Below are 12,174 nucleotides of genomic sequence, written 5' to 3'. Positions count from 1 at the left end.
TTATCCTTTGGCTGTAATGCTAATGATTTGCATTACTAATATCAAGATGATACCGATATATGCCAGTAATGAACAGGAGAGAAAAGCCCGCAAATGAAGTGCGGGCTGGAAAGGCGATTACGACAAGTGTGCGGCGTTATCATACCGCTATGGTTAACGAGCAACCGCCTCGGCTATCGACAGATAGCTACCGGTTTTGATGATGCGATTCAGTTTTAGGTCAGCTTTGGCAAGCACCAGTTTCAACTCAGCCTCAGTGCGCCCTCTGCCACCGTCAAAGCTTCCCATCAAGATAAGGTCCATATATTTCCCGAAATGTGGCTCATTACCTTCAGGAATAATGCCCTCCATGATCAGCACTTTTCCGTTTGGGTGCATCGCCTTACGACAGTTTCCAAGTATTTGTGCCGTCTTTTCATCCGGCCAATCATGGGTAATGTATTTAAGCAAATAAAAGTCTGCCGGAGGGCATTTTTCAAAGAAACTACCCGGTTGCAGCTTCCAGCGTGAGTCATCGCCCAACTCGCCAAGACAATGCCGTTCCAAAACCGGTGCCTGATCGAACAAAATACCGTGAAGTGTGGGATTGGCCTGCAAAACTTGCAACAGTAATCCGCCTAAACCACCGGCAATATCAACCACGGTCGTATTTGCAGGGAAATCATAGCTACGCACCAAAGCCAGATTTTCTACCGCTGACATAGAAGACATACCGGTATGGAAATCATATTTTGGCGAGCGTTTCTGCGGCTGTGACCAGTATTCGAAGAACGACATGTTGTATATCTGTTTAAAGACGGAGTGACCTTTGATGCTTTCTGCCAGATTGCCCAGCGGCCGCCACATTGTTTCATCTGTCAGCATCAAAATACCATCACGTAGCGAATGGGATGTCGATGTGCATAAAAACTCTGCCGCCGGAGTAAGAGCAAATCGCTGCCCTTCGACTTCATGGAAAATGTCCCGAGTCACAAGCAGTCGCATCACCCGATGCAGATTTTGCGCATCAACACTAAGTTCCTTCGCCAGTTCCTGTGCTGTTTTTGGCCCATTTGTAAGCTGATCAGCCACCCCCAAAATAGTGACTGCACGAAGTGCAGCCTGATAAGTGAACCCCATCGCCTGATCCAACAGAAATAATGCTGCGGCTTCCTTTTCAGGCGAAAACTCTTTATTAATTGCCATATTTATAACACCTCTCATAAATATTTAATAAGATATACAATCACAATCACTGAACGAAAAATCGGCCTGTTAAAGCCAGAGTTTTGTGCAATTAAATAATGGTTGTAAAAGATAATCCCGCTACTAATTAGAAGCAAACAGAAGAAACTGATATGTCTTATTTTACTTACATTCGGATGATAGTGTTTACATTTATAAATAAACAGCCACGTCACTTTTATAGTAATTTTATTTAATTAACAAAGTAGGCTAAAAAACAGCAAGACCATATAAAAATAGCCAATGATATTGATAATATTAATTATATAAACATTATCATCAGATGATAAACATAAAGAATAGAATTCAATTTAGCATGAGATAAAAACCATTAAATAGAGTATGTTATTAATAATTGCCTTTTTGACACGCCATTAAAGACCAAATAGTTTAGATAGATTGCTATATAATTTATAAAAACTCGGTGAAAGTCTCATGATGTAGATCGGTTCGCAGAGCTATTAATGAGCAAAATAATCTGTCACTTATCACAAATCTTGCAAGGTGCAAGACGGGCGGAAGAATAGAGTGTTCGCGCCAGGAATGGCGCGGTTCAAGCCTGCATGGAAGTCGTTACGATCGGCCTGTTCTCACCACTACTGGCGCGTTGTCATTAACCTCAGTAATCAGCCTAAACCAGCCAGCCGCTGGTGTAGGCTAACAAACCTCTATTCTGACCAGCAGGTACTCTAACGTTCCCAGTTAAACACTTTATATCAGGGTTTGACGCAGATCGCGTGTAATGGTTATTAGCTGATTCAGCCCAGCCTCCAATTCTGCGCCGCAAGACGTTTCAGGGAAACGCTGTAGCGCCAGCAACAGAGTATTCCCGGCGTCAGTCGCCAGCACGACTGAGCTGGCATAATTTAACTTCAGCACATTCTGCAACTGAGTGACTTGCGTGGGTAACGGCCCAACCGGGCAGCACATCTCTAACGCATCCTCTGACTCGTTGAAGTAAATGGTCAAATCGTTATCAATCACTAAAGCCGGATCGTCCCCATCAATTTCAAGCCCCAGAGCATCGTAAAGACGATAGATTATATTATGCATTTATTCCCTTAACTTCTTACCAGACGTGACAGACCTTGCACCTCGTTCCATACCTCGTTATTACCGATGCGTTCACCGTATGATAAGTTGAATATCGGTAATTTTTTAATACCTGGTTGCCTGCCGCGCCGGTGTTATAAGCCTGAACTTCTGAGTTACCACCGTTAACCAGCACTTGCTGAAATAATTTTTTATCACTATTGCTAAGAGCCTGGCCGGGTTTGCTCAATGGCAGCCCCTGGTGCTGGCTGACCACTTCTCTTTTGATTTCTGCGTCCAACATGCCGGTTCTGTCCTTACCGCTCTTACAGTTCCAGCAAGGCACTGCACCAATCTCATACGCTAGCATGGCAACACGTTGCGCCGCTTTATAAGGTTCACCACCATCACGATGGTGCGAATTATGGACAAGAATTTGCTTGAGTTGCTGACTCAACTCCCTCACTTTATCCCCATTCGTAGGTGTGTCTGCCAGATACTTACCCACCATCCCGGCAGGAGGGGAATTCGGTGTAAGGTCACCGCCCAATAGCTGTTTGAGCGCCTGCGCGTTATATCCGTCTGACGTTGACCGCCCTAACCCGAATTTCAATGCCATTTCGTTGACACCAAAATTGAACGCTGCCACCATAAGATTCACCGTTACTTGCTGCAATTTCCCGTCATTTCCCATGACAGACAAACTTACAGCTTTCTTTTCGCTCAACGATTGCCAGGCATTTATCTGATCCTTTAACATTTCATCTTCCCCGCCTATGTGGCTTGCCGTGACCAGAGAAGTGGAGACAATTTGTAACGGAACGGGTTCACCGGCCAAGGCTTTATTGAATAAGTCAGGCTTCGCATACAACGCAGCGGCCACAACCTCCTTTGCCCGAGAGAGAGCACCCGACGCACGCACGGGGTCATCATTTTTCAATCCATAAGGGGAGAGAATACCGTGGCGAATACCTTTAAATAACGTTTGAGCCTCACCCTTATCGTCAGGCCCGGCAATTTCCGACATCCATAAATTTGTCGCGTGTTCAGTCTCTGTTGTCGATGCGCTACAGACACCGTTGTTCTGGTAAGAATGCTGGAAAATATCACTCGTTCCACTTTTCATTTGCCCTGCCGGAATTAAAGTGCAGACGTATTCTTTACTATTATGTTCAAAATGAGTTTGTACCGTTTGCCAGGTTTTCTCATTACGCAACTTGGTCGCGGCTTCTTTAAATTCCAGACGAATAACTTTCTCTGTTTCCTTCAGCGAAAAAGCAAACTTATTACTCAGTAACCCGGCAATATGGCTAATTAGTTTTTTCTGTAACTCTTTCGTGGTTTTCATTTGCTGCTGAGTGACTAGCCCAACACCCGAATCCACGGTATTTAAAAGATCCGAAGGTGATAATAAAGTTGTCACATTAAGATTAAACTTAAGTTTATCCATAACAGACTGTGCGATATTCAACTGGCTAGCCTGGTATTCTTTAAGGGTAGCTACCGAGCGGGTAGCTGTGGGAATATACCCGCACTCAATCCCAATTATTCTCTCAACTTTCTGTGGCGCTTTTTCATTCATAGATATCAGTCGATAATTAGATTTATTCTGCGTGGCAGAACATTGCGGATCTTGTTTTCGGGTTACTGCGCAGTGGCCACTACGGGAACTAAATATGCTTGGGAAATTCATAATATCTCCAGCCGTACAGATGAATGTTCCGTTCTGTCAATCCCATGACATAAACGTCTATCCCATCATCATCAATGATGCACAGAAATGTTTCTTTCAAAAAATGAGCAGAGAGGGATATCGCTAACAACAGGCTGACAGCGTTGCCACCCTCCCCATTGGCCTTGCCTGAAATACCTCATATGCACGCGTGTTAACCCGCGCTGCGGCTGCACAACACCCTCTGCGTTTCATGATTGATGGCCCTGCGGCCAACGATTAGACATAAAAATCAACCGAGCTGGAATCCATTAGCAAAATAATTAATTAACAATAAATATGTCTTGATGTAACATCAGTTCATATTGATAATGATTATCATATTCATATTGCGTATCATTACCTTGTTGGTTATATGGACAATCCGTTGAATAAAGCACCGATATTGAACGACGAGCCTGCTGTCGAGTCCCCGATGGCAAGTAAGCCGCTGTCTATCACCAGCGAACAACTGCTGAGGGAGCACGGTGTCGCTTTTATCATTCATCAGGGCGAATGCTATCAGTTGCGTCAAACCAAGACCGGCAAGCTAATACTGACTAAATAACATACACATAGCCAACGTCATTGCCGTTACAGCAAACACTGCTGTCATGTTAAGGACCAAGGGCACAGCAAGCCACCCAGATTCTCGAATCAAGGCAGCCAGCAAACTATCTATCTGTTTTTTTGAATAGAAAATATGGAGAATTGCCGTCATGCCTCGTATTACTTCCAACCGTTTCCGTTGGTCACCACTCAGTTTGGCAATCGCTTGCACCTTGCCTCTGGCTGCCACCGCAGCCACCACGATTGAGCAAGAAAACAGCAAAAAACACACCACCGATACGATGGTGGTGACCGCAACCGGCAATGAGCGCAGTAGCTTTGAAGCGCCGATGATGGTGACCGTCATTGAAGGAACCTCGCCCACCAGCGAAACCGCCACATCTGCGGCAGATATGTTACGCAAAGTTCCGGGCCTGACCGTGACTGGCAGCGGGCGAACCAATGGTCAGGATGTGACACTGCGCGGTTATGGCAAGCAAGGCGTATTAACGCTGGTCGACGGTATTCGCCAAGGCACTGATACCGGCCACCTGAACTCAACCTTCCTCGATCCGGCACTGGTTAAACGCGTTGAAGTGGTACGTGGCCCGTCAGCACTGCTGTATGGCAGTGGCGCATTGGGTGGCGTCATCTCTTTCGAAACCGTCGATGCTGCCGATTTACTGTTACCGGGCAATAACAGCGGTTATCGGGTTTACAGCTCGGCCGCCACCGGTGATCACAGCGTAGGTCTGGGTGCCAGCGCGTATGGGCGCACTGACTCACTGGATGGCATACTCTCTTTTGGTACTCGTGATATCGGCAACATCCGTCAGAGCAACGGCTTTAATGCACCCAATGATGAGACTATCAGCAATGTGCTGACAAAAGGTACCTGGCGTATTGATCAGACTCAGTCACTAAGCGCCAACTTACGTTATTACAACAACGACGCGATTGAACCAAAAAACCCGCAAACCAGTAATGCCTCCAGCGGTAATGTCATGACGAATCGCTCGACAATTCAACGTGATGCGCAACTCAGCTACAATATTAAGCCACTTGACCAAGAGTGGTTGAATGCCACGGCACAAGTTTATTACTCCGAAGTGGAAATCAATGCCCGCCCACGCGGTTCAGCGGAGGAAGGACGTAAGCAGACAACCAACGGCGGCAAACTGGAAAACCGCACCCGTTTATTCACTGACAGCATCGCCTCGCACCTGCTGACTTACGGTACTGAAGCCTATAAACAGGAGCAGACTCCCGGCGGTGCAACAGAAAGCTTCCCACGAGCGGATATCCGTTTTGGTTCCGGCTGGCTGCAAGATGAAATTACCCTGCGCGATCTGCCGGTTTCTATTTTGGCCGGCACCCGTTATGACAACTATCGCGGCAGCAGTGAAGGTTATGCCGATGTGGATGCTGATAAATGGTCATCACGCGGAGCTGTCAGTATTACGCCCACCGATTGGCTGATGTTGTTTGGTTCTTACGCCCAGGCATTCCGCGCACCGACGATGGGCGAGATGTACAACGACTCAAAACACTTCTCGATCCCCATCCGCCCAGGGATGACACTCACCAACTACTGGGTGCCAAACCCTAATCTGAAACCAGAAACCAATGAAACCCAGGAGTACGGTTTTGGTCTACGTTTCAGTGAGTTACTGATGGCTGATGATGACCTGCAATTCAAAGCCAGTTACTTCGATACCCATGCTAATGACTACATCGACACCCGCGTTAACATGATGGCGATGACCACCACATCGGTCAATATCGACCGGGCGAAAATCTGGGGCTGGGATGCCACCATGAGCTACAAAACAGCACTGTTTAACTGGGATCTGGCCTATAACCGAACCCGCGGTAAAAACCAGAGTACCGGTAAATGGCTCGAATCCATCAACCCGGATACCGTCACCAGTATTCTGGATGTCCCCGTCGTAAACAGCGGATTCGCGGTCGGTTGGATTGCCACATTTGCCGATCGTTCCAAACCGTTAAGTACTGGTGTACGTCAGGCCGGCTATGGTCTCAATGACTTTTATGTCAGCTATAAAGGCCAGGAGCAGTTAAAAGGCGTAACCACCACGGTAGTGCTGGGTAACGCATTTGATAAAGAGTATTACGCGCCGCAAGGTGTGCCACAAGATGGCCGCAACGCGAAGCTGTTCCTGAGCTATCAGTGGTGATGCATTAAAAAAAGATAGTCTGAAATGTTGCTTCCGGTAATTCAATCTTTGCATTACCGGATTATCATTTAAAACTGCAACCTGCATATAAATATCTATAGGACATCATTATGAGCAAATCAATCTATCAGCAATATGTGCAAGCTAAGGTCGATAATCCGGGCAAATATGCGCGCGACTTAGCCACATTAATGGGTATCTCAGAAGCGGAACTGACCCACAGCCGTGTCGGTCATGATGCGAAACGTATACATGGCGATGCCCGCACGTTGCTGACCGCACTGGAGGCCGTGGGTGAGGTTAAAGCCATCACCCGCAACACCTATGCGGTACATGAGCAAATGGGGCGTTACGAGAACCAGCATCTAAACGGCCATGCCGGTTTGATCCTCAATCCACGCGAGCTGGATTTACGCCTATTCCTCAATCAGTGGGCTAGCGTTTTTACCCTGTCGGAAGAGACGCGTCATGGTGTACGTCATAGCCTGCAATTCTTCGACCATCATGGTGATGCCCTACACAAAGTGTATGTCACTGAACACACAGATATTGCTGCCTGGGAAGCGCTGCTGGCAAAATTTATCAGCACAGAAAACCCAGAATTGCAGTTAGAGCCTCACAGCGCACCTGAAGTTACCGAACCGACGGCGGATGATGCCACCGTCGATACCGAATGGCGCGCCATGACTGATGTACATCAGTTCTTCCAGTTGCTAAAGCGTAATGACCTGACTCGCCAACAAGCGTTCCGCGCCGTGGGTGATGACCTGGCTTATCAAGTCGATAACAGCTCGCTGACACAGTTACTTAACATCGCGCAACAGGACCAGAACGAAATCATGATTTTTGTCGGCAACCGGGGTTGTGTGCAAATTTTTACCGGCTTAATTGAAAAAGTAACCCCGCATCAAGACTGGATTAATGTTTTCAACAAACGCTTTACGCTACATCTGATCGAAACCGCCATCGCGGAAAGCTGGATCACACGGAAACCCACCAAAGACGGCTTTGTGACCAGCCTCGAACTGTTTGCTGCCGATGGCACCCAACTTGCTCAACTCTATGGGCAACGTACCGAAGGGCAGCCTGAACAAAATCAATGGCGTGAGCAGATTTCCCGTCTAAATAACAAGGATATCGCCGCATGAGACTCAGGCTGCTGTCACTCCCTTTCTTCCTTCTGTCGCTATGTGCCAGCGTCTTTCTACCGCTAAATGCATTGGCAACAGAACGTATTGTTACCATCGGTGGTGATGTAACAGAAATCGCTTATGCACTGGGTGCGGGTAGCGAGATTGTGGCCCGTGACAGCACCAGTCAACACCCTCAGGCTGCGTTGATGCTGCCTGATGTGGGTTATATGCGAATGTTGAACGCCGAAGGGATTCTGGCGATGAAACCCACCATGCTGCTGGTGAGTGAGCTGGCTCAACCCTCGCTGGTGCTGAAACAGGTCGCAGACAGCGGTGTGAGTGTGGTTACCGTTCCGGGCCAAACCACACCGGAAAGCGTGTCAGCAAAGATCAGTGCGGTCGCGATGGCACTTCATCAGCCAGAACAAGGGCAAAAGCTGATTAAAGACTACCAACAGCGTTTAGCCGCAGTGAGCAACACACCACTGCCGGTCAAAGTGCTATTTGTTATGAGTCACGGCGGCTTAACCCCGATGGCAGCCGGCCAAAATACCGCGGCGGATGCCATGATACGTGCCGCCGGTGGCAGCAATGCAATGCAGGGTTTTAGCCGTTATCGGCCATTATCACAAGAAGGTGTGATTGCCAGCTCGCCGGATTTACTGCTGATCACCCGCGACGGCGTGAAAGCACTCGGCGGCAGCAATGGCATCTGGAAACTCCCGGGGGTAGCCATGACGCCCGCAGGTAAACATCAGCGGCTGTTGGTGGTAGATGATATGGCGCTACTGGGTTTTGGGTTAAAAACCCCCCAAGTGCTGGCTCTACTGCGTGAGAGCATGGAACAAGCACAATGAATTACCGGATACACCCGCGCCTGATGCTTGGCATCCTACTGATGCTACTGATCATTTTAGCACTTGGCTCGGCCAACATGGGGGCATTGACGCTCTCATTTCGCACGCTGTGGCACGCTTCGCTGGACGATGCCATGTGGCATATCTGGCTAAATATCCGCCTGCCGCGGGTGTTGCTAGCCGTGGTGGTCGGCTGTGCGTTAGCGGTTTCCGGCGCGATTATGCAAGGGTTATTCCGTAACCCACTGGCAGACCCCGGTCTGTTGGGTATCAGCAGTGGTGCCGCCCTGTGTGTTGGGCTGATTATCGTGATGCCGTTCAGCTTGCCGCCATTACTGGCTCTGTACAGTCATATGGTGGGTGCTTTCATCGGTAGCCTGGCCATTTCAACCGTTATTTTCACCCTCAGCCGCTGGGGGCATGGCAATTTAGCCCGCCTGCTACTGGCAGGGATTGCAATTAATGCCTTGTGTGGTGCTGCGGTTGGGGTACTGACCTATATCAGTGACGACCAGCAGTTACGCCAATTTTCGCTGTGGAGCATGGGGAGCCTGGGGCAGGCACAGTGGTCAACGTTGATCGTTGCCGCCTCTCTGATTTTGCCCGCCTGCGCACTTGGGTTGTTACAGGCGCGCCAACTGAACTTGTTACAGCTAGGAGATGAGGAAGCTCACTATCTCGGTGTTAATGTACAGCAAGCCAAACTCCGTTTACTGTTGCTTAGTGCCATTCTGATCGGTGCTGCCGTTGCGGTTAGTGGGGTTATCGGCTTTATCGGTTTGGTGGTACCGCACCTGATTCGTATGCGTATTGGCGCTGATCATCGTTGGTTGCTGCCCGGTGCCGCATTAGGCGGTGCCTGCCTGCTCCTCACTGCTGATACGCTGGCTCGTACCTTGGTCGCACCGGCAGAAATGCCAGTCGGGTTGATCACCAGCCTGCTCGGTGGCCCTTATTTTCTGTGGCTGATTTTACGTCAGCGGGAGCAACGCAGTGGTTGATATGGTAATGACACCGGCCGCGTTATTGGAAGCAAATCAGCTTTCCTATCAAGTACAAGGGCGGAAGTTGATTAATGACGTTTCACTGCAAATTGCCAGCGGTGAAATGGTGGCGATTATCGGGCCAAACGGCGCAGGTAAATCAACCCTGCTGCGCTTATTGACCGGTTATCTTTCCCCATCAGAGGGTGAGTGTCAATTACTCGGGAAAACACTCAATCGCTGGCAACCACAAGCGTTGGCACGTACCCGCGCAGTCATGCGTCAATATAGCGACCTGGCTTTTCCGTTCAGTGTCAGCGAAGTCATTCAGATGGGCCGCTCACCTTACGGGGTGGTGCACAACCGGCAGGCATTGGAAGAGGTTATGGCACAAACAGATTGTTTGTCACTGGCACAGCGTGATTACCGTGCGCTATCCGGTGGTGAACAGCAACGTGTACAACTGGCCAGAGTGTTAGCACAATTGTGGCAATCAGAGCCGACACCACGTTGGCTATTTCTTGATGAACCCACCTCCGCATTAGACCTGTATCACCAGCAACACACACTGCGTTTGTTGCGGCAACTGACCCAGCAAGAGCCACTGGCGGTCTGTTGTGTCCTGCACGATTTAAATCTGGCGGCGCTGTATGCAGACCGAATTCTGCTGCTAGCCCAAGGTGAATTGGTGGCGTGTGGTACGCCAGAGGAAGTGCTCAACGCCGAGACGCTGACTCGCTGGTATCAGGCTGATTTAGGCATCTCTCGCCATCCAGAAAACCCTTTGCCGCAGATCTATTTGCGTCAGTAAGTGCTTGCTACACACTGCGAGACTCAACGCCCGCTTATCGCGGGTCAGAGTGCTGACAAAGTCAAATTAAGGAGAAACGGCGATGCGAAACGCCGGAGCGCCCATTGGGTACGTTCAATCGTGAGCTATCGATAGCGTTGCCATTAACCTCATCAGCTTAGGGTCTGTTTTATTGTTCCAGCGCCACCTTCGGCTCGTCCTTTGCCAATAATTCATCAATCGTCTTGCCGACTTTCTGGATTGCCCGCTCAATCTCACTGGTCATCGGTTTGCTGTAACTGAGTCGTAAACAATTGCGGTATTTTCCCGACGCAGAACTAATAAACCCAGCGGCAACCTGCACCCCTTGCGGCAGTAAACTGCGATTCAGACGCAGGCTATCGAACCCGTAAGGCAGTTCAACCCACAACATAAAGCTACCTTGTGGCCGACTCAGACAAGTATTCGCGGGGAAATACTTCATTACCCAGCCGGTCATAATGTCGCGATTGCGTTGATACTGGCGGCGCATCCGGCGTAAATGCTGCATGTAATGCCCTTGCTTAATAAACTCCGCCATCGCCAGTTGCGGCAAGGTAGCAACCCGCCCGGCAGAGATATACTTCATATGCAGCGCTTTTTCCAGGTAACGGCCTGGGGCTATCCAACCAATACGCAGACCGGGTGCAACCGTCTTAGAGAAGGAACTACACAGCAATACGCGGCCATCTTCATCAAATGAGGCGATGGTCGGTGGACGCGGGTATTGATAGGCCAGCGCCCCATATACATCATCTTCAATTATTGCGACATCATAGCGTTGAGCCAATGTCAGTAACGCTTTCTTGCGCTCATCCGGCATGTTGTAACCCAACGGATTATTGCAAGTCGGTGTTAGTTGGATGGCTTTAATCGGCCATTGATCCAGCGCCATTTCCAATGCTTCAAGGCTAATCCCAACCACCGGGTCGGTCGGGATTTCAATCACTTTCATGCCCATCCCTTTCAAGGTTTGCATCGCACCATGAAAGCTCGGGGAATCCACGGCTACAATATCACCGGACTGGCAAACAGCGCCCAATGCAATAGCCAGCGCACCGTGGCAGCCAGAAGTGATAATGATATTGTCAGCCGATTGATGATTGCCGCTGTCCAACATCAGGCGAGCAATCTGCTCACGCAGCACCGTTGTGCCGTAAATATTATCGTAATCCAGCACTTCCTCACTTTGATGCAGGCTAATGCGGCTCAGTAAACGGCTGAGTATTTTAAGCCCAGGGCCTGACAAGTCAGGCGAACCAACGCCCAGATGGGTAATATTCTCCTGATCGCCTCTTTGCAGAAACGCCAGTGTATTTTCCCACTGCGATATCTCTACCGGCCGCTGTGCATGGGTACATGTGGCGGGTAAGGAGGGCAGATTTGAACTGCAACGTACGAAGTAGCCCGATTTCGCCCGAACCTCAATCAGCAGGCACTCTTCCAGTTGCCGATAAGCCTGCTGGACAGTACTGATACTGACCCCGTGTTCGCCACTCAAAACTCTGACGGAAGGGAGCCGCTCGCCGGCAATATACAACCCCTCTTTAATACGCTGACTCAGAATATCAGCCAATTGTTGGTAACGAGTCATTGAATCACCTAATAAATTGAGCGCGACCAGTACAGATAGCGGTAGTTTGCACCATTCAGTTCAT

Annotated in this window: 10 protein-coding genes; 6 read left to right on the top strand and 4 right to left on the bottom strand. The window is 49.2% G+C overall.

Annotation, left to right across the window (positions count from 1 at the left end; all coding sequences use genetic code 11):
- Positions 1 to 153: 153 nt before the first annotated feature.
- The 3 genes from YALDO0001_RS02940 to YALDO0001_RS02930 form a co-directional block, all read right to left on the bottom strand.
- On the bottom strand, positions 154 to 1,185 hold the full coding sequence (locus tag YALDO0001_RS02940; RefSeq protein ID WP_004699722.1) for a methyltransferase: 1,032 nt from the start codon (positions 1,183 to 1,185) through the stop codon (positions 154 to 156).
- Between the two features lie 750 nt (positions 1,186 to 1,935).
- Complete coding sequence (locus tag YALDO0001_RS02935; protein ID WP_004699720.1) at positions 1,936 to 2,277, bottom strand: type III secretion system chaperone family protein; 342 nt, start codon at positions 2,275 to 2,277, stop codon at positions 1,936 to 1,938.
- Between the two features lie 16 nt (positions 2,278 to 2,293).
- Positions 2,294 to 3,838 carry an inositol phosphate phosphatase SopB gene (locus YALDO0001_RS02930; protein WP_004699718.1) on the bottom strand — a complete coding sequence of 515 codons (1,545 nt, stop codon included), beginning with the start codon at positions 3,836 to 3,838 and terminating at the stop codon, positions 2,294 to 2,296.
- A gap of 505 nt (positions 3,839 to 4,343) precedes the next feature.
- Between YALDO0001_RS02930 and hemP the strand changes: the two genes are divergently transcribed.
- The 6 genes from hemP (at position 4,344) to YALDO0001_RS02900 (ending at position 10,498) form a co-directional block, all read left to right on the top strand.
- The gene (gene hemP, locus YALDO0001_RS02925; protein ID WP_042839327.1) at positions 4,344 to 4,535 is read left to right on the top strand and encodes a hemin uptake protein HemP; all 192 of its coding nucleotides are present in this window, start codon (positions 4,344 to 4,346) and stop codon (positions 4,533 to 4,535) included.
- Positions 4,536 to 4,686: 151 nt separating this feature from the next.
- Positions 4,687 to 6,714 (top strand): TonB-dependent hemoglobin/transferrin/lactoferrin family receptor, encoded by a 2,028-nt coding sequence (locus YALDO0001_RS02920; RefSeq protein ID WP_004699713.1) that lies wholly within the window; start codon positions 4,687 to 4,689, stop codon positions 6,712 to 6,714.
- A gap of 110 nt (positions 6,715 to 6,824) precedes the next feature.
- On the top strand, positions 6,825 to 7,862 hold the full coding sequence (locus tag YALDO0001_RS02915; RefSeq protein ID WP_004699711.1) for a hemin-degrading factor: 1,038 nt from the start codon (positions 6,825 to 6,827) through the stop codon (positions 7,860 to 7,862).
- Positions 7,859 to 8,704, top strand: a complete 846-nt coding sequence (locus YALDO0001_RS02910) for a heme/hemin ABC transporter substrate-binding protein (RefSeq protein ID WP_042547566.1) — start codon at positions 7,859 to 7,861, stop codon at positions 8,702 to 8,704. The genes YALDO0001_RS02915 and YALDO0001_RS02910 overlap by 4 nt, the downstream gene beginning before the upstream one ends.
- Complete coding sequence (locus YALDO0001_RS02905; protein WP_042839326.1) at positions 8,701 to 9,705, top strand: FecCD family ABC transporter permease; 1,005 nt, start codon at positions 8,701 to 8,703, stop codon at positions 9,703 to 9,705. The genes YALDO0001_RS02910 and YALDO0001_RS02905 overlap by 4 nt, the downstream gene beginning before the upstream one ends.
- Positions 9,698 to 10,498: a heme ABC transporter ATP-binding protein gene (locus tag YALDO0001_RS02900; RefSeq protein ID WP_082168203.1), complete on the top strand. Its 801-nt coding sequence runs from the start codon at positions 9,698 to 9,700 to the stop codon at positions 10,496 to 10,498. Before YALDO0001_RS02905 ends, YALDO0001_RS02900 begins: the two co-directional genes overlap by 8 nt.
- A 169-nt stretch (positions 10,499 to 10,667) precedes the next feature.
- On the opposite strand, the gene YALDO0001_RS02895 is transcribed toward YALDO0001_RS02900, so the two are convergent.
- Entirely contained in the window at positions 10,668 to 12,110 is a 1,443-nt protein-coding gene (locus YALDO0001_RS02895; RefSeq protein WP_004699704.1) for an aminotransferase-like domain-containing protein, read from the bottom strand.
- Between the last annotated feature and the right edge of the window lie 64 nt (positions 12,111 to 12,174).

It is taken from the genome of Yersinia aldovae ATCC 35236 (assembly GCF_000173735.1).
In the GTDB taxonomy this organism is placed as follows: domain Bacteria; phylum Pseudomonadota; class Gammaproteobacteria; order Enterobacterales; family Enterobacteriaceae; genus Yersinia; species Yersinia aldovae.
The sequence above is the reverse complement of the archived record's forward strand: the minus strand, read 5'-3'. Positions and strand labels throughout refer to the sequence as shown.

Bases quoted from the DNA above. Each gene is read 5' to 3' on its own strand.
- YALDO0001_RS02935 (WP_004699720.1), bottom strand. From the start codon at position 2,277: ATGCATAATATAATCTATCGTCTTTACGATGCTCTGGGGCTTGAAATT.
- YALDO0001_RS02920 (WP_004699713.1), top strand. From the start codon at position 4,687: ATGCCTCGTATTACTTCCAACCGTTTCCGTTGGTCACCACTCAGTTTG.
- YALDO0001_RS02910 (WP_042547566.1), top strand. From the start codon at position 7,859: ATGAGACTCAGGCTGCTGTCACTCCCTTTCTTCCTTCTGTCGCTATGT.
- YALDO0001_RS02915 (WP_004699711.1), top strand. From the start codon at position 6,825: ATGAGCAAATCAATCTATCAGCAATATGTGCAAGCTAAGGTCGATAAT.
- YALDO0001_RS02895 (WP_004699704.1), bottom strand. From the start codon at position 12,110: ATGACTCGTTACCAACAATTGGCTGATATTCTGAGTCAGCGTATTAAA.
- YALDO0001_RS02905 (WP_042839326.1), top strand. From the start codon at position 8,701: ATGAATTACCGGATACACCCGCGCCTGATGCTTGGCATCCTACTGATG.
- hemP (WP_042839327.1), top strand. From the start codon at position 4,344: ATGGACAATCCGTTGAATAAAGCACCGATATTGAACGACGAGCCTGCT.
- YALDO0001_RS02930 (WP_004699718.1), bottom strand. From the start codon at position 3,838: ATGAATGAAAAAGCGCCACAGAAAGTTGAGAGAATAATTGGGATTGAG.
- YALDO0001_RS02940 (WP_004699722.1), bottom strand. From the start codon at position 1,185: ATGGCAATTAATAAAGAGTTTTCGCCTGAAAAGGAAGCCGCAGCATTA.